This window comes from Novosphingobium anseongense (genome assembly GCF_037482895.1).
GTDB lineage: Bacteria > Pseudomonadota > Alphaproteobacteria > Sphingomonadales > Sphingomonadaceae > Novosphingobium > Novosphingobium anseongense.
Map to the genome: position 1 here is coordinate 49,868 of NZ_JBBHJZ010000002.1, position 24,871 is coordinate 74,738.

20 protein-coding genes are annotated in these 24,871 nt (G+C 66.8%); 8 read left to right on the forward strand and 12 right to left on the reverse strand.

Features of this window, described 5'->3' with window-relative positions:
• Positions 1-33: 33 nt before the first annotated feature.
• Both WG901_RS08960 and WG901_RS08965 read left to right on the forward strand, forming a co-directional pair.
• On the forward strand, positions 34-2,295 hold the full coding sequence (locus tag WG901_RS08960) for an NADP-dependent malic enzyme (RefSeq protein WP_339586723.1): 2,262 nt from the start codon (positions 34-36) through the stop codon (positions 2,293-2,295).
• Between the two features lie 96 nt (positions 2,296-2,391).
• Positions 2,392-3,372 carry an acyltransferase family protein gene (locus WG901_RS08965; protein ID WP_339586724.1) on the forward strand — a complete coding sequence of 327 codons (981 nt, stop codon included), beginning with the start codon at positions 2,392-2,394 and terminating at the stop codon, positions 3,370-3,372.
• Between the two features lie 249 nt (positions 3,373-3,621).
• Here WG901_RS08965 and WG901_RS08970 read toward each other — a convergent pair whose 3' ends face one another.
• The 10 genes from WG901_RS08970 to WG901_RS09015 form a co-directional block, all read right to left on the reverse strand.
• Positions 3,622-4,386, reverse strand: a complete 765-nt coding sequence (locus WG901_RS08970) for a sulfite exporter TauE/SafE family protein (RefSeq protein ID WP_339586725.1) — start codon at positions 4,384-4,386, stop codon at positions 3,622-3,624.
• Positions 4,387-4,481: 95 nt separating this feature from the next.
• Positions 4,482-5,198 (reverse strand): tRNA (guanine(46)-N(7))-methyltransferase TrmB, encoded by a 717-nt coding sequence (trmB, locus tag WG901_RS08975; RefSeq protein ID WP_339586726.1) that lies wholly within the window; start codon positions 5,196-5,198, stop codon positions 4,482-4,484.
• Between the two features lie 50 nt (positions 5,199-5,248).
• The gene (locus WG901_RS08980; protein WP_339586727.1) at positions 5,249-6,163 is read right to left on the reverse strand and encodes an alpha/beta fold hydrolase; all 915 of its coding nucleotides are present in this window, start codon (positions 6,161-6,163) and stop codon (positions 5,249-5,251) included.
• A gap of 51 nt (positions 6,164-6,214) precedes the next feature.
• Positions 6,215-7,528: a dicarboxylate/amino acid:cation symporter gene (locus WG901_RS08985; protein ID WP_339586728.1), complete on the reverse strand. Its 1,314-nt coding sequence runs from the start codon at positions 7,526-7,528 to the stop codon at positions 6,215-6,217.
• Between the two features lie 117 nt (positions 7,529-7,645).
• Positions 7,646-8,341 carry a response regulator transcription factor CtrA gene (gene ctrA, locus WG901_RS08990; RefSeq protein WP_339586729.1) on the reverse strand — a complete coding sequence of 232 codons (696 nt, stop codon included), beginning with the start codon at positions 8,339-8,341 and terminating at the stop codon, positions 7,646-7,648.
• 213 nt (positions 8,342-8,554) lie between these two features.
• Complete coding sequence (locus tag WG901_RS08995; RefSeq protein ID WP_339586730.1) at positions 8,555-9,730, reverse strand: acetyl-CoA C-acyltransferase; 1,176 nt, start codon at positions 9,728-9,730, stop codon at positions 8,555-8,557.
• 57 nt (positions 9,731-9,787) lie between these two features.
• Entirely contained in the window at positions 9,788-10,228 is a 441-nt protein-coding gene (locus tag WG901_RS09000) for a MaoC family dehydratase (RefSeq protein ID WP_339586731.1), read from the reverse strand.
• A 62-nt stretch (positions 10,229-10,290) separates the two neighbouring features.
• Positions 10,291-11,397: an acyltransferase family protein gene (locus tag WG901_RS09005; RefSeq protein WP_339586732.1), complete on the reverse strand. Its 1,107-nt coding sequence runs from the start codon at positions 11,395-11,397 to the stop codon at positions 10,291-10,293.
• A gap of 113 nt (positions 11,398-11,510) precedes the next feature.
• Positions 11,511-12,884 carry a putative O-glycosylation ligase, exosortase A system-associated gene (locus tag WG901_RS09010; protein ID WP_339586733.1) on the reverse strand — a complete coding sequence of 458 codons (1,374 nt, stop codon included), beginning with the start codon at positions 12,882-12,884 and terminating at the stop codon, positions 11,511-11,513.
• A complete protein-coding gene (locus tag WG901_RS09015; RefSeq protein ID WP_339586734.1) occupies positions 12,877-13,023 on the reverse strand; it encodes a hypothetical protein in 147 nt (48 codons plus the stop codon). Before WG901_RS09015 ends, WG901_RS09010 begins: the two co-directional genes overlap by 8 nt.
• A gap of 64 nt (positions 13,024-13,087) precedes the next feature.
• Here WG901_RS09015 and WG901_RS09020 point away from each other — a divergent pair, with 64 nt between their 5' ends.
• From WG901_RS09020 to WG901_RS09040, 5 genes are all read left to right on the forward strand, one after another.
• Positions 13,088-14,350: a TIGR04063 family PEP-CTERM/XrtA system glycosyltransferase gene (locus WG901_RS09020; RefSeq protein WP_339586735.1), complete on the forward strand. Its 1,263-nt coding sequence runs from the start codon at positions 13,088-13,090 to the stop codon at positions 14,348-14,350.
• 33 nt (positions 14,351-14,383) lie between these two features.
• Positions 14,384-15,289 carry a hypothetical protein gene (locus WG901_RS09025; protein WP_339586736.1) on the forward strand — a complete coding sequence of 302 codons (906 nt, stop codon included), beginning with the start codon at positions 14,384-14,386 and terminating at the stop codon, positions 15,287-15,289.
• A 217-nt stretch (positions 15,290-15,506) separates the two neighbouring features.
• Positions 15,507-20,147 (forward strand): glutamate synthase large subunit, encoded by a 4,641-nt coding sequence (gene gltB / locus WG901_RS09030; RefSeq protein ID WP_339586737.1) that lies wholly within the window; start codon positions 15,507-15,509, stop codon positions 20,145-20,147.
• A gap of 20 nt (positions 20,148-20,167) precedes the next feature.
• Positions 20,168-21,601: a glutamate synthase subunit beta gene (locus WG901_RS09035; RefSeq protein ID WP_339586738.1), complete on the forward strand. Its 1,434-nt coding sequence runs from the start codon at positions 20,168-20,170 to the stop codon at positions 21,599-21,601.
• A gap of 196 nt (positions 21,602-21,797) precedes the next feature.
• Positions 21,798-22,088, forward strand: a complete 291-nt coding sequence (locus WG901_RS09040; protein WP_339586739.1) for a hypothetical protein — start codon at positions 21,798-21,800, stop codon at positions 22,086-22,088.
• Positions 22,089-22,134: 46 nt separating this feature from the next.
• Here the strand turns inward: WG901_RS09040 and WG901_RS09045 are convergent, their stop codons facing one another.
• Positions 22,135-23,166, reverse strand: a complete 1,032-nt coding sequence (locus tag WG901_RS09045; RefSeq protein ID WP_339586740.1) for an alpha/beta fold hydrolase — start codon at positions 23,164-23,166, stop codon at positions 22,135-22,137.
• Positions 23,167-23,435: 269 nt separating this feature from the next.
• Between WG901_RS09045 and WG901_RS09050 the strand changes: the two genes are divergently transcribed.
• Positions 23,436-23,747, forward strand: coding sequence for a PilZ domain-containing protein (locus WG901_RS09050; RefSeq protein WP_339586741.1), 312 nt, complete (start codon positions 23,436-23,438; stop codon positions 23,745-23,747).
• A 56-nt stretch (positions 23,748-23,803) separates the two neighbouring features.
• Here the strand turns inward: WG901_RS09050 and WG901_RS09055 are convergent, their stop codons facing one another.
• A complete protein-coding gene (locus tag WG901_RS09055; protein WP_339586742.1) occupies positions 23,804-24,862 on the reverse strand; it encodes an NAD(P)H-dependent amine dehydrogenase family protein in 1,059 nt (352 codons plus the stop codon).
• Between the last annotated feature and the right edge of the window lie 9 nt (positions 24,863-24,871).

Here is a 24,871-nt window from a genome sequence, read left to right on the forward strand (position 1 = left end):
TTAGGGCATGGCCCGACAGCGGGGAGAATTCCATTGGCCGACGAAAGCAACGTCCGTTTTACCGAGCGCGAAGCGCTGTTCTATCACAAGACGATCCGCCCCGGTAAGATCGAGATCATCGCCTCCAAGCCGATGGCGACCCAGCGCGACCTGTCGCTGGCCTATTCCCCGGGCGTCGCCGTGCCCGTCCAGGCGATCTACGACGATCCCGCCACGGCCTACGACTACACCGCCAAGGGCAACCTCGTCGCGGTGATCTCGAACGGCACGGCCATTCTCGGCATGGGCAACCTCGGCGCGCTGGCGTCGAAGCCGGTGATGGAAGGCAAGGCCGTGCTGTTCAAGCGCTTCGCCGACGTCGATTCGATCGACATCGAGCTGGCCAGCGAGGACACGAACGCGCTGATCGAGGCGATCGCGATGATGGAGCCGAGCTTCGGCGGCATCAACCTCGAGGACATCAAGGCGCCCGAATGCTTCATCATCGAACAGACCCTGCGCGAGCGGATGAAGATCCCGGTGATGCACGACGACCAGCACGGCACGGCGATCATCGCCGCCGCGGGCCTGGTCAATGCCTGCTTCATCACGGGCCGTGACTTCAAGGACGTCAAGGTCGTGGTCAACGGCGCCGGCGCTTCGGCGCTGGCCTGTACCGCGCTGATCAAGTCGATGGGCGTGCGCCACGAGAACGTCACGGTCTGCGACACCAAGGGCGTGATCTACAAGGGCCGCGAAGGCATCGACCAGTTCAAGTCGGCCCACGCGATCGAAACCGACAAGCGCACGCTGGCCGAAGCCATCAAGGGCGCCGACATCGTCCTGGGACTTTCGGCCAAGGGCGCGATCACGCAGGACATGGTCAAGACGATGGCGGCCGAGCCGATCATCTTCGCCATGGCCAACCCCGATCCGGAGATCACCCCGCCCGACGCCAAGGCCGTGCGCCCCGACGCGATCGTCGCCACGGGCCGTTCGGACTATCCGAACCAGGTCAACAACGTGCTGGGCTTCCCCTTCATCTTCCGCGGCGCGCTCGACGTGCGTGCGACCGCGATCAACGAGGAGATGAAGATCGCCGCGGCCGTGGCCATCGCCGAACTGGCGCGCCAGCAAGTGCCCGAGGAAGTCGCCGCGGCCTATGGCCAGACCCATCAGTTCGGCCGCGACTACATCATCCCCGCGCCGTTCGATCCCCGGCTTATGGAAGTCGTCTCCTCGGCCGTGGCCAAGGCGGCGATGGATTCGGGCGTGGCGCAATTGCCGATCGAGGACTTCGAGGCCTATCGCCACAGCCTCAAGGCGCGGCTCAACCCGACGACCTCGGTGCTGACCAACGTCTATGCCCAGGCCAAGGCCAATCCCAAGCGCGTGGTCTTCGCCGAGGCCGAGGAAGACGTCGTGCTGCGCGCGGCGATCCAGTTCCGCGATTTCGAATATGGCACGCCCGTGCTCGTCGGCCGCACCCAGGCGGTGACCGACAAGCTGCTCGAGCTGGGCATCAGCAATCCCGAGACCTTCGAAATCCACAATTCGACCACTTCGCCGCACGTGCCGGCCATGGTCGACTATCTCTACAATCGCCTGCAGCGCCGCGGCTTCCTGGAGCGCGACATCAAGCGCATGGTCAATCAGGACCGCAACGTCTTCGCCTCGCTGCTGGTTGCGCTGGGCCACGGCGATGCGATGATCTCGGGCGTGACGCGGCCGTTCTCGCAGTCGATCAAGGAAGTTCGCCAGGTGCTCGATCCGAAGCCCGGCGCGTTGCCTTTCGGCATCCATCTGACGATCGCCAAGAACAACACGGTGTTCATCGCCGACACGACGATCAACGAGCGGCCCTCGGCCGAGGACCTCGCGCACATCGCCACCGAGACCGCCGCCGTCGCGCGCCGCCTCGGCCACGAGCCGCGCGTCGCCTTCCTCTCGTTCTCGACCTTCGGCAATCCGGCAGGGCGCTGGCTCGACAACATCCGCGACGCCGTGGCGATCCTCGACGCGCGCGACCCGGGCTTCGAGTACGAGGGCGACCTCGCCCCCGATGCGGCGCTCAACCCCAACATCATGAAGAACTATCCGTTCAGCCGCCTGTCGGCGCCTGCCAACGTGCTGGTCATGCCGGGGCTGCAGTCGGCCAACATCTCGGCCAAGCTGCTGCGCGAGCTCGGCGGCAACACCACGATCGGCCCGATGCTGATCGGCATGGAGAAGCCCGTCCAGATCGCCCCGATGACCGCGATCGCCCCCGACGTGCTGACCCTGGCCGTGCTGGCCGCAGCGGGCATCACCGGCTGACCCGCGGCCGTTCCGCCCGCCCTTACCGGCGGGCGGCAGGGTTTCGTTAACCATAAACGTCTATCGCGGCCTTTGGCGGATCAGACGGACAAGCGAATGCGCTTCAACACTCTCGACGGGCTCCGCGGTTTCGCCGCGATCCTCGTGCTGTTCTACCACCTGGGCCCCTTCTCGCCGATCCGGGTGCCGGGCGGCTATCTCGCCGTCGATCTGTTCTTCGCGCTCAGCGGCTTCGTTATCGCTCATGCCTACGAGCAGCGCCTGCGCGATGGCATGCCGCTGCGCGAGTTCGCGCTGCTACGGCTCGTGCGGGTCTATCCGATGGCCTTCGTCGGCGCGGCGATCGGCGTTTTCCTTTCAGGCCGCTATTTCGAATCGCTACTGCTGCTACCCAGTTTCGAGGGGATGGCTGTCCGCTCTCCCGGCCTGATGCCGCTGTATCCGGGCAATGGCCCGATGTGGTCCCTGGCGCTCGAGCTCCTGGCCAATCTTCTCTTCGCGCTCGTCATCGTCCGGCTCGGCTGGCGTGGCCTCGTGGCCGTCATCCTGGCCAGCGGCGCGATTTTCCTGGCCGGCGCCCTGCACCATTCGCTTGCCGAGCTCGGCGCCTTCTGGCCGACGATCGGCTTCGGCCTCGCGCGGACCTTGTTCTCCTTCTCGCTCGGCGTCGCCATGCACCGGCTGCACGTCCGTTTCGCCGTACAGCGGCGCGAGACCCGGCTGGCCTGGTTGCTACCCGTCGCCCTGGTGCTCGTCACCCTGCAGGTGAGCGGTGGCCAGACGCTCTGGAACCTCGCCAGCGTCTTCGTGGCACTGCCGCTCATCCTTTGGCTCGCCACGATCTGGGAAGCGCCGCGCACGCGGCTGTTCGAACAGGTCGGCGGTCTATCCTATCCGCTTTACTGCATTCACGGCGTCATCGTGCAGACCTGCAACGAGCTGGGCGGATCGCCCGCCTACCTCTGGGTGCTGCTGATCGCCGCGGCCTGGTGGCTCAACACGCGAATCGACGTGCCGCTGCGCCGTCACCTCCTGAGCCTGCTGGACCGCCGCCGGGCCGCTCTCGCGCCAGCCTGACATCCTAATCGCGGCCGCGCCTTAGACCTTGGTAGCAACAGCGCTTCCGGGTGATTTACAGGCGGCGCCAGGCGGCATAGCGGCTCGATCGCTGTCGTCGCGGACCACTGGACCGGGTCGCACCGGGGGGTTGTTCGGGCAGGTTTCCGACGGCAGCAACCCAACTTTGGCGAAGGCGCTCCACCTTCGGTCGAAGGCTGCCTCGCGACTGGTCCGCGGGGCAGCACGACCGCCCCGCCAGCTCCCGCCTCAGATCAGCGCGCGATAGACGCCGTAGGCGCTCGTCAGCGACAGCACGAAGCCGACGAGGATCAGCATCTGCTTGGCCGGCAGGTGCTTGGCCGCCCAGGCGCCGAGCGGCGAGGCCAGCAGGCCGCCGATCAGCAGGCCCAGGGTCGCGCCGGCGAGGTCGGCGACCCCCAGATGATAGATGAACACCGCCGAGACGGTCAGTGTCAGGAAGAACTCGACCGAGTTCACCGTACCCACGACCTTGCGCGGATCGGCGCCCTGGATCAGCAGGTTCGAGGTGACCACCGGTCCCCAGCCGCCGCCGCCCGCGGCGTCGAGGAAACCGCCGACCAGACCCAGCGGCGCGATCACCTTCGGATCCTTGACCTTGGGCGGATAGAACAGCCCGCGCCACAGGATGTAGAGGCCGATGCCCGACAGGTAGGCCAGGATGAACGGCTTGATCACGCCCGCGTCGATCGAGCTCAGCACATAGGCACCGAGCACGCCGCCGACGATGCCCGGGATCAGCAGCTTGAAGAACAGGCGCTTGTCGATATTGCCGTGGAGCAGGTGGCTGATACCCGAGGTCGCCGTGGTGAAGCACTCGACCAGATGGACGCGCTGCGAGGCCAGGGCTGGCGGGACGCCGAGCACGCCGACCATCAGCGTGTTCGAGATGACCCCAAAGGCCATACCCAGCGCCCCATCAACGAGCTGCGCCGCGAACCCGATCGCCATGAACGGCAGCAGGGTATCGATATCCAGAAAGCCAAGGTCCATCGATGCCCCGCGAATCGTAATGTCGACTCAGTAGATTGAGTTAGAGCCCGACAGGGAAAAGAAATTCTTTGTCGGTGCGTCGCGACGGCCCCGGGCTAACGCCGCCGATAGCGGAAGTACCAGACCTCGTGACCATAGACCGTGCGCGCCTTGTGTTCATAGCGCGTTTCGGGCCAACCGCCGGGTCGGTTCTGGAAATCGGACGGCTTGTCGCAGAGCCATTCGAACTGGTCGCCATGCCGGCGCATGACCATCAGCGCGTGGCGCAGGTAGATCGCGTGATCGGTGCCGAAGCGCAGCTCGCCGCCTGGCTTGAGCTTGGCCGCGAACATGTCGACCGGGCCGTCGTTCATCATCCGCCGCTTGGCGTGACGCGCCTTGGGCCAGGGATCGGGGTGCAGAAGGTAGATGAACGAGAGCGCGCCATCGGGAATGCGGCTCAGCACTTCGAGCGCGTCGCCGTGCTGGATGCGCACGTTGCCGAGCGGCGTGTTCTTGCCGCCGTCGCCGTCGACGTGAGCCAACGCCTGGGCCACGCCGTTGAGGAAGGGCTCGGCGCCGATGAAGCCATGGTCGGGCAGCATGTCGGCGCGATAGGCCATGTGCTCCCCGCCGCCGAAGCCGATCTCGAAATGCAGCGGGCAGTCGTGGCCGAACAGCCGCTCGGCCGTGACCTCGCCCTCCGTCGGCACGGCGATGCGCGGCAGCAGGGTGTCGACCAGCTCCTGCTGGAACTTGCGCAGGGGCCGCCCCTGGGAGCGCCCGTAGAGACGGTTGAGCGTGGTCGGATCGCCGGGCTTGTTCGCGGTCATGAGGCGGGCGCGTGGCGGAAAAGCGCGCGCGGGTCAACGACTCGTACCGATCAGGCGGCGCGGTGCTCCGCGATCCACGAGAGGACGACGCCCTTGACCGCGGCGACGAAGGCGAAGGGACTGTCGATCATCGGGTAATGCGTCGTGCCGGGGATCGTGAAGACCACGGTCCGCCCGCCGGAGGCCGCGCCGATCACGTCCGCGGCGGTCTCGTCGGCGAGATGGGTATGCTCGCTGAAGATCGCCGCAGAGCGGCAGCGCAGGTCCTCGAGTGCATCGACGAGATCGAGCGCGAGGCCGATCGTCGAACCCTGCGCGGCGTCGTACTTGGCGGCCCAGCCGCCCTCGACGGCTCGAAACGAGTGACGCGCGATATGCGCGATCACGGCATCGGCCGCGATCGGTGCCAGCGGCGGCGGCATCAGACGAAAGCGCCCCAGCGCCTCGTCGAGATCGGCATAGACCCGCGGCGGCCGCGGCGGCGCACGTTCGCCGTCGAGCACCTTGACCGCATGGTCCTTCTCGAGGCGGGCATAGCGCAGCCCGTCGATCGTGACGACGCCGAGCAGCGCCGCATCGTGCGCGATCGCCGCGCGCATCGCGAACTGCGCGCCGGCGCTATGCCCGACGATCGTCGGCGGGACCGCAGCCTCGAGCATGCCCGCGTCGGCGCAGACGCCGAAGATCTCCGCGGCGATCTGCGCGGTCGTATAGGCCTCGCGCCGCCCCGAATCGCCACAGCCGGCAAGGTCGATCGCGACGACGTGGAACTGGTCGGCGAAGAGCGGCGCGACGTGATCGTACCAATGGGCATGGCCGGCGCTGGCGGGCACGAACAGGAGCCCCGGCCGGCCGCGCGTGCCCCATTCGAGATAGTGGATCGGACAGCCGGCGACCTCGACCGTGCGATCGGTGCCGGGCTGGGCCAGCGCGCGGGCCAGCCAGTCGGGTGCTTGCTGTGACATGCGCCGAGCGTAGCGTGGGCTTCCGGCCGCGGTAAAGCCGCCCCGCTTGTCCTAGGCGGCAGCCGCCCGCTCTGCCGCGCTCGTGCCGCCGAGCGCCGCGTCCAGCTGGGCACGATCGAGCGTGCCTTCCCAGCGCGAGACCACCACGGTCGCCACGGCGTTGCCGATGAAATTGGTCAGGCTGCGGCATTCGGACATGAAGCGATCGACGCCCAGGATCAGCGCCATGCCCGCGACGGGGACCGAGGGCACGATCGACAGCGTCGCCGCCAGGGTGATGAAGCCCGCGCCGGTCACCCCCGCCGCGCCCTTCGACGAGAGCATCGCCACCGACAGCAGCAAAAGCTGCTGGCCGATGCTCAGCTCGACGTTGCAGGCCTGGGCGATGAACAGCGCGGCCAGGGTCATGTAGATGTTGGTGCCGTCGAGATTGAACGAATAGCCCGTCGGCACGACCAGGCCCACGATCGCCTTGGGGCAACCGGCGCGCTCCATCTTCTCGATCAGCGCGGGCAGCGCGCTTTCGGACGAGGAGGTGCCGAGCACGAGCAGCAGCTCGCCCTTGAGATAGGCGATCAGCCGCAGGATCGAGAAGCCCGCGAGCCGCGCGACGGCGCCGAGCACGACGAGCACGAAGAGCAGCGAGGTCAGGTAGAAGGTCGCCAGCAGCGCCGCGAGATTGGCGAGACTGCCGACGCCGTACTTGCCGATGGTGAAGGCCATGGCGCCGAAAGCGCCGATCGGCGCCGCGCGCATGACCAGGCCGACGAGCTTGAACACGACCAGCGAGACGTCCTCGAGCAGGTCGAGCACGCGCTGGCCGCGATCGCCGATCGAGGCCAGCGCAATGCCGAAGAGGATCGCGACGACGAGCACCTGGAGCACGTTGTCACCGGTCAGCGCCGAAACCAGCGTATCGGGGATCATCGCCGAGACGAAACCGACCAGGCTGGTCGCGTGCGCCTTGGCCGAATATTGCGCGACCTTGCCCGCGTCGAGCGTGGCGGGATCGATGTTCAGCCCTTCGCCCGGCCGCACGACATTGGCGACGATCAGGCCGACCACCAGCGCCAGGGTCGAGAAGAACAGGAAATAGGCGAAGGCCTTGGCCGCCACGCGCCCGACCGCGCCGAGATCGCGCATGCCGGCGATGCCGGTGACGATCGTCAGGAAGATCACCGGCGCGATCACCATCTTGACCAGCTTGATGAACATGTCGCCGAGCGGCTTGAGCGCCTCGCCCGTCGCCGGCGCGAAATGGCCGATCGACACGCCCAGCGCGATCGCGATCAGGACCTGGACGTAGAGATGCGCGTACCAGGGGCGCGGGCCGGCCGGCGGCAGCTTGGCGGGATCGAATTCCATCCGCGCTGCATGGCACATGGGCCGCCAAAACGAAAACAGCCCGCTGCCTGGGGCAACGGGCCGCTCTTCGACCGGAGAGAGAGTGTTAGTCGAGGAGAAACTTGTTTTCGTACGAGATCAGGCGGCCTCTTGGCGCTCATCGGGATCGCGCAGGACATAGCCGCGGCCCCAGACGGTCTCGATGTAGTTGGCGCCGCCGCAGGCGTGGGCCAGCTTCTTGCGCAGCTTGCAGATGAACACGTCGATGATCTTGAGCTCGGGCTCGTCCATGCCGCCGTAGAGGTGGTTGAGGAACATTTCCTTGGTGAGCGTCGTGCCCTTGCGCAGCGAGAGCAGCTCGAGCATCGCATATTCCTTGCCGGTCAGGTGCACGCGGGCGCCATCGACCTCGACGGTCTTGGCATCCAGGTTCACGATCAGCTTGCCGGTGCGAATGACCGACTGCGAGTGACCCTTCGAGCGACGGACGACCGCATGGATGCGGGCGACGAGCTCTTCGCGATGGAACGGCTTGGTGACGTAGTCGTCGGCGCCGAAGCCGAAGCTGCGCACCTTCGAATCCATCTCCGAAATGCCCGACAGGATCAGCACCGGCGTCTGCACCTTGGCGACGCGAAGCTTCTTCAGAACGTCGTACCCGTGCATGTCGGGCAGGTTCAGGTCGAGCAGGATGATGTCATAGTCATAGAGCTTGCCCAGATCGAGGCCTTCCTCGCCCAGGTCCGTCGAATAGACGTTGAAGCCCTCGGCGCTCAGCATAAGCTCGATCGCCCGTGCAGTGGTGGGCTCGTCCTCGATCAGCAGCACTCGCATGCGAAACCCCTTGTTTTGGCCCGACAAAATAAAACGTGACCCTTGGGTGAAGGGCCATGTGATCCATTAACCATAGGACCTATGAACATTAAAGGTTAATTTGCCGTAAACGCGTTGCCAATGTTTAGCCTCGCGTAACGACTTTCTTTTCGACGAGGCGAAAGCAGGCTGCGGGAAAGCGCATCGCGGGTAAGCTTCTGTAAGGGGCTTTACCTAAAGCACCTCGAGCAGTCCGGCGGCCCCCATGCCGCCGCCGATGCACATCGTTACCACCACGTATTTCGCGCCGCGGCGCTTGCCCTCGATCAGCGCATGCATCGCGCAGCGCGCGCCCGTCATGCCGTAAGGATGGCCGATCGCGATCGAGCCACCGTTGACGTTGAGCAGTTCGTTGGGGATGCCGAGCTTGTCGCGGCAATAGAGCACCTGCACCGCGAAAGCCTCGTTGAGCTCCCACAGGCCGACGTCGTCCATCTTCACGTCGAAGCGCTGGAGCAGCTTGGGCACGGCGAAGACCGGGCCGATGCCCATCTCGTCGGGTTCGGTGCCGGCAACGGCGAGGCCGACGAAGCGGCCGAGCGGGGCCAGGCCCTTCTTCGCCGCGAGCGCGGAGTCCATCACCACCAGCGCGGCCGAACCGTCCGAGAGCTGGCTGGCATTGCCCGCGGTGGTCGTGCCGCCGGGGATCACGGTGTTCAACCCCGCCAGTCCTTCGAGCGTGGTCTCGGGGCGGTTGCCCTCGTCCTTGGTGAGCGTGACCTCCTTCTTCGACGTCTCGCCGGTGGCCTTGTCGGTGACGCTCATCGTCGTCGTGGTCGCCACGATCTCGGCATCGAAGGCACCCGCAGCCTGAGCCGCAGCGGTGCGCTGCTGCGACTGCAGCGCATATTCGTCCATCGCCTCGCGCGCGATGCCATAGCGCTGGGCGACGACCTCGGCGGTCTGCAGCATCGGCATGTAGGCCGCCTCGCGCAAGCGGATGAGATCGCGGTCGAACTCGACGCGGAAGTCCTTGGTCTGGACCGTCGAGATCGAATCCTGGCCGCCCGCGATCACCACGTCCATGCGGTCTAGCACCACCTGCTTCGAGGCCGTGGCGAGCGCGATCAGGCCCGAACCGCACTGGCGATCGACGCTCATCCCCGCGACGGTCACCGGCAGGCCGGCGCGCAATGCGGCGAGCCGACCGATGTTGAGCGCCTGGCCGCCCTGCTGGAGCGCGGCGCCCCAGACGACGTCCTCGACCTCGCCGCCCTCGATGCCGGCACGCGCAACCGCGGCCTCGATCGACAGCGCGCCGAGCGTGGGCGCGGCCGTGGCGTTGAAGGCGCCCTTGTAGGCGCGGCCGATCGGCGTGCGGGCTGCGGCTACGATGACGGCGTCGCGCATGTCAGGTCTCCTCTGTGCTTCTCTGTCAGCCGTGCCGGAGCGACGGCCGCGCGGCAATTATACGAAGTGCTGGAACAGCCATTCGGCGATCAGCGCGGGCTTGGCCTCGCCCTCGATCTCGACCGTCGCCTCGACCGTCTGCAGCCACTGGCCCGGACGCTTCTCGATCAGTTCGAGCAATTTGAAATGCCCGCGAATGCGCTTGCCCGACTTGACCGGGGTGAGGAACCGCAGCTTGTTGAAGCCGTAGTTGACGCTCATCTGCACCTCGGGCTTGTCCATCCGCGCCATCATCGGCGCGAGCAGCGAGACGGTGAGGAAGCCGTGCGCGATCGTCTGGCCGAAGGGCGTCGCCTTGGCCGCTTCGGGATCGACGTGGATGAACTGATGGTCCTCGGTGGTATCGGCGAAAGCGTCGATGCGGGCCTGGTCGACCAGAAGCCAATCCGACGTGCCGATCACCTCGCCCACTTTTGCCTGCAGTTCCTCGAGCTTCACGCGTCACTCCCTGTTCCAAGGTCGGAAGACAGCATGGCGCAGGCGGCGCGCAACGCAAGGTCCTATTCGGCAGGCACCTCGTTCGCGCGCAACCGCAAGCGCGGCGGATGGCGGTTGAACCAGCGCTGGGCCGGTTTCTCGAGCAGATGGTAGAACCCTGCCGAAGCCGCCAGCAGGATCGCGACGAAGGTCAGGAAAGGAAGCCAGCCAAGCTGCCCCTGCGCGTCGGCCAGCATCGGCCTGAACACCAGGAACAGAAAGGTGTGCGCGAGGTAGGTGGCATAGCTGATCTCGCCCAGATAGCGCATGACCGGCATGCCGAGCAGGCGGACGATCGGTCCGCGGCCGAGCGCCAGCGCCAGCAGACCGGCGACGAAGGGGATCGGGACGAGCACGGTCTCGGGCAGGCGCAGCGCCACGGCCACGCCCAGGAAGACGGTACCCGCGAACAGCGCGGCGAGCGCGGCATGGCGCTGCCCGCGCCAGCGCAGCCAGAGCAGGCACATGACGTTGCCCAGCGAGAATTCGAACAGGCAGCGCCCCAAGCCGAATTGCGAGATGTCGGCGCCGATGGAGGTCTGGCCGTGCGACCAGAAATAGAGCGGGATCGCTGCGGCGAGGCCGAGGCCGATCGCCACGAGCACGGCGGTGGGCATGCGTTCCCACTTGGCCGCCAGGACGATCAGGGGGAAGACCAGGTAGGCCGCCATCTCCGTGCTGATCGACCACGACGGGTCGTTCCAGCGCAGCGCCTCGGTGAAGCCCCAGTTCTGCATGAGCAGGACATGCAGCGGCAGTTCGGCGAAAGGATAGAACGAGGCATCGCGGCCCAGCGCCAGCAGGGCCAGGGCGTAGATCACGAACAGACCGAGCAGGACGATGTGCAGCGGCCAGATTCGCGCGATCCGCCGCCAGAGGAAGCGCCCGGCCTCGATCAGGCCGCCGTCGCGCAGCCGCGGCGCGTAATTGTACCAGAGCACGAAGCCCGAGAGGATGAAGAACAGGTCGACCGCGAGATAGCCGCGCGCGAGCACCTTGATCGCATCGATCGGCAGCAGGGTCAGCAGCGAGAAGCGCATGTGGTAGAACACCACCAGCCAAGCGGCGATACCGCGGATGCCGGTCAGGGCATCGAGATGCGCAGGTGCCGTCGATTCAGCGCCGCGCATCGGCGTTCTCCCGGCCATTCCTGTACGGCGCCTGCCTGTTATCGCGGATCCGACCCTTCATGCGGCAGAGGCGGTAGCCCGAACGCGCAGGGAAAGCGACCGCTAAACCGCCTTCAGACGCCGAGCGGTTCCCCGCCTGCCAGCGGCCGCGGATGGCGTGCCTGGCCCATCGGCCGGCGCGCCGGCTGGTCGATGCGCTTCAGATAGCTCCAGAAGCCGCATTGCAGGCCGACCAGCATCAGGATGAAGGGCTGATAGGCGATCCCGACGAACAGAGCGCCGACCATGTAGACCACGTGGCCGAGCATCAGCGCATTGGCCAGCGGCGCGACCCATAGCTCGTCGGGGCCGGTACGCTTGCGCCATTTGCGGCGGATCCGCTCCATCTGCCAGAGCCCGGAAGCGTGCAGCCAGAGCCACAACATCAGCCCCGGCCAGCCCTGTTCGCCCAGCATCTCGAAATAGCTCGAATGGAAGGCGCGGCCGGCTTCCTCGATATAGGCCGGTTCGCTCGAATTGCCGTCGCTCGCGGGATCGCTCTTCAGCCGGTAGCGCACCTTGTTGGCCAGATAGACCTCGAAGCCGCCGCCGCCCGGATGATCCTTGGCATAGTTCCAGGTCCAGCCCCAGACCGCGAGACGGGTGCTGGCAGACTGATCGGCCTTGTGATTCTCGATCGTGTTCATGCGATCGGTGAAGCTCTTGGGCAGGAAAGGAACGGCAACCATCAGCGCGATCGAGCCGAGCGCCATGTAGAGGAACCGATGCTTGACCGTGCGCAGCACGAGAACCCCCATCACGGCCAGGCAGACCAGGCCGGTACGCGCCTGCGTGCCCACCGGCATGAGGATACAGGCGCCGGTCAGGGCCACGGCGAACAGCGTGACGGTCCAGTGCTTCGGAAAGATCGTGCCGAACCGCGCGAGCCACCAGATCAGCGGAATGACGGCGATCGCCGCCAAGGAGATCGTGCTGCCTTCAAACAGGCCGGTGTTGTCGTCAACCAGCAGGCGCAGCGTGCCGTAGCCGCCGCCGCCGAGCACGGTCTTGATCGCGCCGGGTATGATGATCGCCCCCAGCGACAGCACCAGGACCAGTGCCGTCGCCTCGATCCGCAGCCTGGTGCGCAGGGTCAGCGGCAGGATGATCGCCCAAAGCAGCGCCTTCCACACCCACGACCACTTGCCCAGCGCCTCGACCGGGAAATCGGCCAGCAGGGTCGTGATGCCGCAATAGACCAGCAGAGCGCAGAGAATCCCCTGGCGGTAGGTGAAGCGCGAATCGCGTTTGTCGTCGACGAGCAGCCACCCGCCCACGGCCGCGGCGAAGACGATCAGCGAGACCGGCAGCGAGGCGAGCAGGTGCCACGAGCCCTTCTGCGGCGAGACGATGTCGACGTAACAGTAGCAAAGAACCCAGAGGAACGGCCGCTTGAAGCCGAGCGCGACGAAGCCGACGAAGAACAGGAAGAAGGTGTAGTCAGTCACGCGGCGCGCGCATTCCGGGCCGCTTGCGCGGCTCCTTCTCGGTGCCGGGATCGCAATCGAGATCGGCGCGACTCAACAGCCGCCAGGCGGCGAGCGCCAGCAGGCCATGCGTCAGGATAATGCCGAACAGGTCGATCATCGCCGCCTGCCTAGCAGCACGCGGTTGACGGGCCGTTAAGCGTTAATCGCCTAGGAAAGCCGGCATGACCCGCGTGTTGCACGTCCTCGACCACTCGCTGCCGCTGCACAGCGGCTATACCTTCCGCACGCGCGCGATCCTCAAGGCGCAGCAGGCCATGGGCTTCGACGTGCGCGGCATCACGGGCCTGCGGCATGCGGCCGAGCTGCGCGCCATGGCCGGGCCCGAGGCCGAGATCGACCAGCGTCCGCTCGAAGAGGCCGACGGCCTGCTGTTCCACCGCACGCCGGGTGAAACGAGCGGCCCACCGGGGCTGCGCGAGTGGCGCGAGATCGCACGGCTCTCGGCGGCGATCGAAAGGCTCTGCGGCGAATGGCGCCCCGACCTGCTCCACGCCCATTCGCCCGCGCTCGGCGGTGAGGCCGCGCGGCGCGCGGGCCAGCGTCTGGGCATTCCCGTGGTCTACGAAATCCGCGCCTTCTGGGAGGACGCAGCGGTCGGCAACGGCGCGGGCCGCGAGGGTTCGGCCAAGTATCGCCTGACGCGCGCGCTCGAAAATCACGTCGTGTCGAACGTCGACGCCGTGGTGACGATCTGCGACGGCCTGCGCGACGACCTGATCGCCCGCGGCCACGACGCGACGCGCATCGCGATCATGCCCAACGGCGTCGACCTGGCGCTGTTCGGCTCGCCGATCGCGCGCGATCCGGCGCTTGCGGAAGAGCTCGGCCTCGGAGACGGCCCGGTGATCGGCTTCATCGGCAGCTTCTACGACTACGAAGGCATCGACGACCTGATCGCGGCGATGCCCGCACTGATCGCCAAACAGCCCGACGCGCGCCTGCTGCTCGTCGGCGGCGGCCCGCGCGAGGCAGCACTCAAGGCCCAGGCCCTCGCCTCGCCCGCGGCTCGGGCGATCCGCTTCGTCGGCCGCGTCCCGCACCACGCGGTCGAGCGCTACTACGCGCTGACCGACGTCATGGCCTATCCGCGCAAGAAGAGCCGCCTGACCGACCTCGTCACCCCGCTCAAGCCGCTCGAGGCCATGGCCCAGGGCAAGCTCGTTGCCGCTTCGGACGTCGGCGGCCACCGCGAGCTGATCACCGACGGCGTGACCGGCCGGCTGTTCACCCCCGACGACCCTTCCGCCTGCGCCGAAGCCCTCGCGCAGTTGCTCGCCGAACGCGGTCGCTGGGACGCCTATCGCGCCGCCGGCCGCACCCATGTCGAAACGCGACACGATTGGGCGCGCAATGTGGAACGTTATCAAGACGTTTACCATCGCGTGCTAGGCAAACAGCCGCAATCCGAGCTGCACGCCGCTTGAGCGGCAGCGCATAGGGAACAGGGGCAGACGATCTTGGCCGAGCCGAACAGCACGCCGCGCGACCGCAAACAGGCTGCCAAGCCTGAACCGATCACGCGCCATCCCTTGTTCCCGGCGATCGTCGCGCTGTGGTTCGCCGCCCTGCTCGGCGTCGGCAGCCTGGCGCTGAGCACCGGCCTGCTCGAACGCTTCGTCATCGCCACGGGCATCGACACGATGATCGCCGCCGCCGCCCCGCCGCTGGGCATCAAGGCGCGGCTGGCGGTCTCGCTGGCCTTCGGCATCCTCGGCGCGGCGATCGGCTGGTTCCTGGCCAAGCGCGTCGCCGAACCCGCCGAACGCCGCGCGCCGCAGGTGTTCAAGGTGGCCGATGTCGATCCGCCCAAGGTCGCGAAGACGAAGCCCAAGCCCGTGCTCGATCCCGCCAGCCTCGCCGCGGAGCCGATCGCGGCACCACTCGCCGCCGTACCCGAGCTCACGTCCGAACCCGAAGTAGCCGAACTGCCTGAACCGATCGCCCCGGCGACGGAACGCACCGAAGCGATCGAAGTCGCCGCCGCCGAAGTGACGATCGAGGCCGAACCCGCGATCGTCGACATCGCCCCGCTGGTCACCGAACCCTTCTTCGCCGAGCCCGAATCGCGCGAACCGACCGCCGCCGAGCGGATCGCCGCCGCCGATCTCGCCGAGCTCTCGCACGTCGAACTGATCGAACGACTCGCCATCGCGCTCCAGCGGCGCGAGGCTCTGTCGGAAGCCGAGGAAACCAGGACCGCCGAGTCCGGCCCGGTCGTGCATTTCCCCGACTTCACCGACCGTCGCAACGCCCGTCCGGCACCCAGCGCGCCGACGCCGCTGGTCGCACCGCAGGAAACCGAAATGGCCTTGCGTCACGCCCTCGCCCAACTCCAGCGGATGAGCGGCACGCGCGGCGGCTGAACCGCAAGGATCGAAGCACTTTCCGCAGTTTTATTGCGCCAGTCCACGACCGGCACACGCGCGGAAAACCCCGGCAATCTCTTCGCGGTTGCAAAAATACCATCATATTGTCATGGGGCGCGCTCGCACTCCCTACGCCGGTTTCCGGTGGGGTGAGTCGCGCTTGCCGACCGGTTCCCGCACAGCGGGGCCGGCCAATGACAGGATGGGTTTATCGATGGGTTTTCCTCAGCCCCAAGGGCTCTACGATTCGCGTAATGAACACGACGCTTGCGGCGTGGGCTTCGTTGCCCACATCAAGGGCGCCAAAACCCATGCGATCGTTAGCCAGGCGCTGGAGATTCTCAAAAATATCGACCACCGCGGCGCCGTCGGCGCCGACCCGCTGCTGGGTGACGGCGCCGGCATCCTGATCCAGATGCCCGATCTGCTGTTCCGCAAGTGGGCGGACGGCGAAGGCCTGACCCTGCCCGCCGCCGGCGACTATGCCGTGGCCATGTGCTTCCTGCCGCAGGACGAGGCCGCTCGGAACTTCGCGATCGAGCACTTCGAACAGTTCATCGCCAAGGAAGGCCAGACCCTGATCGGCTGGCGCGACGTGCCGACCACGCTCGACGGTCTGGGCAAGGCCGTGATCGCCTCGATGCCCGTGATCCGCCAGTGCTTCATAGGCCGCGGCGACAACATCGCCGATCAGGACGCCTTCGAGCGCAAGATCCTGGCGATCCGCAAGCAGGCGCAGAACCCGCTCGAGGCGCTCGAAGAAAAGCACAACCTGCCCGGCCTGTCCGAACTCTACATGCCGAGCTTCTCGAGCCGGACGATCGTCTACAAGGGCCTGCTGCTGGCGACCCAGGTCGGCTCGTTCTACGACGACCTGCGCAACCCGGACTGCGTCTCGGCGCTCGGCCTCGTGCACCAGCGCTTCTCGACCAACACCTTCCCCAGCTGGAAGCTCGCGCACCCCTACCGCTTCATCGCCCACAACGGCGAGATCAACACGGTGCGCGGCAACGTCAACTGGATGAACGCGCGCCGCCGCACGATGGAATCGGAGCTGCTCGGCCCCGATCTCGACAAGATGTGGCCGCTGATCCCGCACGGCCAGTCGGACACCGCCTGCCTCGACAACGCGCTCGAGCTGCTGCTCGCGGGCGGCTACAGCCTCGTCCACGCGATGATGATGCTGATCCCCGAGGCCTGGGCCGGCAATCCGATCATGGATAGCAAGCGCCGCGCGTTCTACGAATACCACGCCGCGCTGATGGAACCCTGGGACGGCCCCGCCGCCGTCGCCTTCACCGACGGCCGCCAGATCGGTGCGACGCTCGACCGCAACGGTCTGCGCCCCGCGCGCTTCCTCGTCACCGACGACGATCTCGTCGTCATGGCGTCGGAATCGGGCGTGCTGCCGATCAAGGAAGACAACATCGTCCGCAAGTGGCGCCTCCAGCCCGGCAAGATGCTGCTGATCGACTTCGAGGAAGGTCGCATCATCGAGGACGAGGAAATCAAGGCCCAGCTCTCGGGCGCCGAGCCCTACGAGGAGTGGCTGGCTTCGGCCCAGTACAAGCTCAAGGACCTCGAGGTCGTCGAGCCCGAGCTCGCCGCGCTGCCCGTCGAAACGACGAGCCTGCTCGATCGCCAGCAGGCCTTCGGCTACACGCAGGAGGACACCAACAAGTTCCTCGAGCCGATGGCCGCCAACGGTGACGATCCGATCGGATCGATGGGCACCGACACGCCGATCGCGGTGCTGTCGGGCCGCTCGCGCCTGCTTTACGACTACTTCAAGCAGAACTTCGCGCAGGTCACCAACCCGCCGATCGACCCGATCCGCGAGGAGCTGGTCATGAGCCTGGTCTCGATGATCGGTCCGCGTCCGAACCTGCTCGGCCACGACGCCGGCACGCACAAGCGGCTCGAGATCGACCAGCCGATCCTGACCAACGAAGACGTCGCGCGCATCCGCTCGATCGAAGCGGCGCTCGACGGCGCCTTCCGCACGCAGACGATCGACATGACCTGGGACGCCAAGGCCGGGGCCGCGGGCCTCGAGCAGGCGATCAAGGAAATGTGCTGGTCGGCCACCGAAGCCGTGCTGGCCGACAAGAACATCCTGATCCTGTCGGACCGCGCCCAGGGTCCCGACCGCATCGCCATGCCGGCGCTGCTGGCGACGGCCGCGGTGCACAGCCACCTCGTCCGCCAGGGCCTGCGCATGCAGACCGGCCTCGTGGTCGAGACCGGCGAAGCGCGCGAAGTGCACCACTTCTGCGCGCTCGCGGGCTATGGCGCCGAGGCGATCAACCCTTACGTCGCCTTCGAAACGCTCGAGGACATCCGCAGCCGCAAGCTGCCCAACCTCGAGCCCAAGCAGGTCGAGAAGAACTACATCAAGGCCATCGGCAAGGGTGTGCTCAAGGTCATGTCCAAGATGGGCATCTCGACCTACCAGTCCTATTGCGGCGCGCAGATCTTCGACGCCGTCGGCCTGTCGACCCCGTTCATCGAAGCCTATTTCACCGGCACCGCGACGACCATCGAGGGTGTCGGCCTGGTTCAGGTGGCCGAGGAGACCGTACGCCGTCACGCGGCGGCCTATGGCGACAACCCGATCTACAAGAACATGCTCGACGTCGGCGGCATGTATGGCCTGCGCCTGCGCGGCGAAGAGCATGCCTGGACCTCGTCCAACATCGCCAGCCTCCAGCACGCGGTGCGCGGCAACCTGCCCGAGAAGTATCTCGAGTTCGCGCAGTCGATCAACGACCAGTCCGAGCGTATGCTGACGATCCGCGGCCTGATGGATCTCAAGAAGGCCGACAAGGCTATCGACCTCGCCGAGGTCGAACCCGCGAGCGAGATCGTCAAGCGCTTCGCCACCGGCGCGATGAGCTACGGCTCCATCTCGTGGGAGGCGCACACCACCCTCGCGCTGGCGATGAACCGCATCGGCGGCAAGTCGAACACCGGCGAAGGCGGCGAGGATCCCAAGCGCTTCCTGCCGCTGCCCAACGGCGATTCGATGCGCTCATCGATCAAGCAGGTCGCCTCGGGCCGCTTCGGCGTGACCGCCGAATACCTGGTCAATGCCGACGACATCCAGATCAAGATGGCGCAGGGCGCGAAGCCCGGCGAGGGCGGCCAGCTGCCCGGCGACAAGGTCGACAAGACCATCGGTGCCACGCGCCATTCGACCCCTGGTGTCGGCCTGATTTCGCCGCCGCCGCACCATGACATCTACTCGATCGAGGATCTCGCCCAGCTGATCCACGACCTGAAGAACGTCAATCCGACCAGCCGCGTGTCGGTCAAGCTCGTCTCCGAGGTCGGCGTCGGCACGGTCGCCGCCGGCGTCAGCAAGTGCAAGGCGGATCACATCACGATCTCGGGCTACGAGGGCGGCACCGGCGCTTCGCCGCTGACCTCGCTGACCCACGCGGGTTCGCCCTGGGAAATCGGCCTCGCCGAAACCCAGCAGACCCTGCTGCTCAACAACCTGCGCAGCCGTGTCGCGGTGCAGGCCGACGGAGGCATCCGCACGGGTCGTGACGTGGCCATCGCACTGCTGCTCGGTGCGGACGAGATCGGCTTCGCCACGGCGCCGCTGATCGCCGCGGGCTGCATCATGATGCGCAAGTGCCACCTCAACACCTGCCCGGTCGGCGTCGCCACCCAGGACCCGGTGCTGCGCGCGCGCTTCACCGGCGAGCCCGAGCATGTGATCAACTACTTCTTCTTCGTCGCCGAAGAGCTGCGTTCGATCATGGCCGAGATGGGCTTCAAGACGATCGCCGAGATGACCGGCCGCGTCGACCGGCTCGACGCGCGCAAGGCCGTGTCGCACTGGAAGGCCGAAGGCATCGACCTGACCAAGCTGCTTTTCCAGGCGCCGCTGGGTGAAGGCCCGTCGCTCAACTGGACCGAGACGCAGGATCACGGGCTCGAGAACGCGCTCGACAACGACCTGATCGCCGCCGCGGCCGATGCGCTCGACAAGAAGGAAGCCGTGCGCATCGAGCGCCCGGTGATCAACGTCAACCGCACGGTCGGCGCCATGCTCTCGGGCGAGGTCGCCAAGCGCTATGGTCATGCCGGCCTGCCCGACAACACGATCAACGTGAAGCTGACCGGCGTCGCAGGCCAGAGCTTCGGCGCCTTCCTCGCGCACGGCGTCACGCTCGACCTGACCGGCGACGGCAACGACTATGTCGGCAAGGGCCTGTCGGGCGGCCGCGTGATCGTGCGCCAGCCGGGCCACGTGAACCGCGAGCCGACCGAGAACATCATCGTCGGCAACACCGTGCTGTTCGGCGCGATCGCGGGCGAGGCCTATTTCAACGGCGTCGGCGGCGAGCGTTTCGCCGTGCGCAACTCGGGCGCCATCGCGGTGGTCGAGGGCTGCGGCGATCACGGCTGCGAATACATGACCGGTGGCACCGTGGTGGTGCTCGGCAAGACCGGGCGCAACTTCGCCGCGGGCATGTCGGGCGGCGTGGCCTATGTCTACAACCCCGACGGTCTGTTCGCCGACCTGTGCAATCTCGCGCAGGTCGACGTGCTGCCCATCTCGGCCGAACGCGACGAGGAAGACGGCGCCGGCCGGCCGCAGCAGCGGACCAACGGCGTCCACGACAACGGCATGGGCGACATGCTGCGCCACGACGCCGAACGCCTGCGCGTTCTGCTCGAACGGCACCACCTCCACACCGGCTCGAAGCGCGCCCGCGCGCTGCTCGACGACTGGGACAATGCGCTGGGGCAGTTCGTCAAGGTGATGCCGCGCGACTACGCACGTGCGCTCAAGCAGATGGAAGCCGAGCGGCTCGAAGCCGCTTCGGTCGCCGCTGAATAAGATCAGGGAAGATTAGGCAAATGGGCAAGGAAACCGGCTTCCTCGAGCTTGACCGCTCGGACCGCAAGTATGGTCCGGTCGAAGACCGCATCAAGAACTACAAGGAATTCGTCGTGCCGATGCCGGAGAGCGATCTCCGCGCGCAGGCCTCGCGCTGCATGAACTGCGGCATTCCCTACTGTCACAACGGCTGTCCGGTGAACAACATCATCCCGGACTGGAACCACCTGACCTACGAGGGCGATTGGAAGAACGCGCTCGAGGTCCTGCACTCGACCAACAACTTCCCCGAGTTCACCGGCCGCATCTGCCCCGCGCCCTGCGAGGCCGCCTGCACGCTGAACATCGTCGACCAGGCCGTGACCATCAAGTCGATCGAGTGCGCGATCGTCGATCGCGGCTGGCAGGAAGGCTGGATCACGCCGCAGGTGCCCGAGAAGCGCACGGGCAAGACCGTCGCCGTCGTCGGCGCCGGCCCCGCCGGCATGGCCGCGGCGCAGCAGCTCGCGCGCGCCGGCCATTCGGTCACCGTGTTCGAGAAGAACGACCGCATCGGCGGCCTGCTTCGCTACGGCATCCCCGACTTCAAGATGGAAAAGCACCTGATCAACCGCCGCGCGGTGCAGATGGAGGCCGAAGGCGTCCAGTTCCGCACCTCGGTCGAGGTCGGTGTGACCATCTCGGTGGCGTCGCTCAAGGAGAACTTCGATGCGATCGTCCTCGCGGGCGGCGCCGAAGATGCGCGCAAGCTCGAGATTCCGGGCGCCGAACTGCCCGGCGTGCGCCTGGCGATGGAATTCCTGACCCAGCAGAACAAGCGCAATGCCGGCGATGACGAGATGCGCGCCGCGCCGCGCGGCTCGCTGTTCGCCACGGGCAAGAACGTCGTCGTGATCGGCGGCGGCGATACCGGTTCGGACTGCGTCGGCACCTCGATCCGCCAGGGCGCCAAGAGCGTCACCCAGATCGAGATCATGCCCAAGCCGCCCGAGAAGGAAGCCAAGGCGCTCAGCTGGCCGAACTGGCCGCTCAAGCTGCGCACCTCGTCGAGCCACGAGGAAGGCGTCGACCGCGACTGGGCGATCCTGACCAAGCGCGTGGTCGGCGACAACGACGTGCGCGGCCTCGAATGCGTCCGCGTCGAGTGGGTCGACGGCGCGATGAAGGAGATCGAAGGCAGCGAGTTCGTGCTCGAGGCCGAGCTGATCCTGCTCGCCATGGGCTTCGTCGGCCCGAAGAAGCAGGGACTGGTCGAACAGACCGGCGTCGCGCTCGACGGCCGCGGCAATGTCGCTGCCAACGTCCAGGACTACCAGACCAGCGATCCCAAGATCTTCGCCTGCGGCGACATGCGCCGTGGCCAGAGCCTGGTCGTCTGGGCGATCCGCGAAGGCCGCCAGGCCGCCCGCGCGGTCGACGAGGCGCTGATGGGCGCGAGCCAGCTCCCGCGCTGATCGCTTCCTGCCGAAGACCGAGAGGGGCCTGCCGCAAGGCGCGCCCTTTTTCGTTGGCCGGCGCGCTCGCCGAACCGCGCCGAAAACCGCCGTTTTGCGACCAATGTCGGGTACCGCTTCGACCATCGGCCAATGGCGCCGAATCGCGCGGTTAACTATGTTTCACGGCATAGGCACAAGGACAGTGGAGACCACCATGGCTCGCAGCAATCCGAACGCACGACTCCTGATCGAAAGCAGAATGGCCGAGGCGCTGCAGGGCAACGCCGGCGCCTGCTTCGATCTCGGCATAGCCCTCGCATCGGGAACCTGCTCGCGCGACGAACTGCTCGAGGCGCACAAGTGGTTCACCCTGGCCTCGCTGGCCGGCTACGAGCCCGCGCGGAAAAGCGGCAACGCGGTCGCCTGGCGGATGTCCAGCGCCGACCTGGCGATAGCAAACCGCCGAGCCCGCACCGCGCAGCTTTCGGCGCAGCTGTTTTCCTGATCCCGTTTGACGACGGGCGGCGGCGTTGCCGTCGCGGCGGTCAGGTCTATGCCGGCGATGATGCCAAGGCCTTCAAGCGCAGCGCGGGCGCCAGATAGGGACTGCGCAGAGCCTTGTCGATTTCGCGCTGCGCCTCCGCAAGGTGGAAGCCCTGCGCCGCCAATTCGAACAGCAGGTCGCCGGGTTCGACGCCATGCACCAGGTTCTCTGCGATCCAGCCGCGCCATTCGTCGTCAAACGATAGATACTGGCTCGTTCCCATCGGCGATGGCAGCGGTGCCCGGAAGCGCGCGACGGGCCCCGGTTCGGGGAGCAGAGCCGCGGCGAGCATGTCATCGATGCGGCCCTGATCGATCAGCCATTTGACCACCGCATGCGGCGCTTCGGCAATGTCGGTGACGCGAACCCCCGCTACCTGCCGGAATCTGCTGGAATGGAGCGCATCGAGATTGGCGGTGCCATCGTCCTCGGCGCCGGTTCCGTAAACGAGCTGAATCTCGGGTATCGTGCTCAAGCTGGACAGCAGGGCCGGCAGATCGTCGTAGCACGGTGCGGGCGGATACCGCTCCAGCTTGTCCATCACGCTGATCCAGCGCAGGTCGCCATCGCGCCGCGCCCAGTCCGGGCGCAGGTAGGACAAGGGACCGAAGGCAAGCACGCGATCCACGCCGAGAAGCGCGCCGTACAGCACGGCCGCATAGCCACCCATGGATTGCCCGACGATGCTGACGGAGCTCGGCCGCACGGCATGTATCACCTCGCGCAGCCGGTTGGCGGTCTCGTGGACGTCGCGTCCCAGCCCGGCAATGCCATGTTGATACCACAGGTTGGCGCTGTCGCGCAGGTACAGGCAATTGATCGGGCGGTTCGTCGCGACGCTCAATTTGTTCACCCGGCGGACGAAATCGAATGCCGGCAAGCTATCCCAGGAAACGAAGGCGAACGTGATCACCAGCGGCGCGTTCGGATGCGGCGCGTTCAACATGAAGCCCGCGTCGGGATTGGCCTCCAGCGTGGCGAATGCTGATTTTTCGCGTCCTGGCGTGGGGGCGTTCGGCGGGGCGATAAGACCTGGCATCGCCCTTCCCTATCGCAACTTGCATCCGCCGATCCATAGGGGATCTCGCCGCCTCGACAGGGCGCCGGACCGTCGGCGCGGGCAGCCCCGGGCCATGGCCGTGTCCGATCCCGGTCGAAGAGGCGGCATTTCCATCGCCCATGAATCGGCCTTCACCGCGCGTGTCGACCAATGTCTAAGAAAAGCAGAGGCGTACCCTAACGCCTCTTAACCGGACGGCGGGGCGGTTGGCGCTAAAGTAAGCCCTCATCCGCAGAAGGAATTCCGGTTTGCAGGCATGTCTCTCCGCCATCGATGCGCGCAAGGCAGCGCGGCACTCGCTGGATCATCACGTGGTCGCGCAGCACCCCCGCCTCGGCGAGATCGGCTTGTCGATCAACAACATCTCGGCCTCGGGCTTCATGGCGACGGACGTGCCGATGCTCCGCAAGGGCGATCGCGTGGCCATGCGCTTGCCCGTGATCGGATGGATCGAGGCGCACCTCGTCTGGGCATCGGCCGAGCGCGCCGGCTTCCAGTTCGAACGCCTGATCCGCAAGGACGACTTCATCGACCTGCTCACCGCGCTCGAAGCGATCTGAACCCGCGCAGGCGCCCGTCGCCCCGCGGGGGAGCGACGGGGACAAAGTGCTGACCCTTAGCCCGCGATCCCCGGCAGTTGCACCACGCCGAGATCGATGTGACTGACCACGCCGGGCGCCGCATCGCAGACCGCGGGGACCGCGGTAGCGCCGACGATACCGGTCCAGGGCAGGCCGTGAAACGGGCGGCGGCCGTCGGCCTCTGGCATGCCCATGAGCTTCACTTCCATCGGCGGCTCGCCGTGCATGCGCACGCGGTAGCAGGACTCGCCCTCTTCCCAGAGCGGGTCCAGCGCCTCGGCGCTGTCGCCGAGCTGCCAGAAGAAGTTGTAGACGATCAGCGGCTTGCCATCGGCCCAGGCGGTCCACTCGTAATGCTGGCCGCCGACCGTGCCTTCCTTGACCTCGCCGTAGAGGTGCTTGATGTCGTGCCTGGCCTTGGCGACCTCGAACTTGACGGTGACCTTCTCGATCGCTTTGCCGAGGCCTTTGGCCAGCATGTCCATCGACGAATAGAACGCCTTGTAGGTCTCGGGCGAACGGCGCGGGTTGGCCAAGAGTTCCTGCGGGTCGAGCCCGAAGCCGGCCATCTCGGTGTAGATCATCGGGTTGCGGACCTTGTCGATGATCTCGGTGACCTCGACCTTGTCGACATGGCTCATCAGCCGCGCCAGGGTCAGCGGCAGGATGTCGCCCGAGAAGCCCGGATGGACGCCGCAGCCGTGGAACGAACTGTTGCCCTCACGACAGGCCGCCTCGATCCGCTCGGCCACGTCGGGGAACCACGTGTTGGGCAGGAACGGCCCCGCCGGCGAGACCACGTTCTTGCCCGTGGCGAGCAGGCGACAGGCCGTGTCGATCAGGCTGGGGCCTTGAGCGGGCGCATAGAGCACGCAGTCGGCCTCGAGCGCGATCATCGCCTCGAAATCGTCGCTCGCGAGCACGCCGGTCGGGGGCAGGCCGACGAGATCGCCGGCGTCCTTGCCCGCCTTGTCGGGATTGGTGACGTAGACGCCGACCAGCTCGATCGCGGGATTGGTGATGAAGTGCTTGAGCGCGGCCGAGCCGACCGTGCCTGTCGCCCACTGGATGACGCGATATTTCTTCTGCGACATGATGCGCCC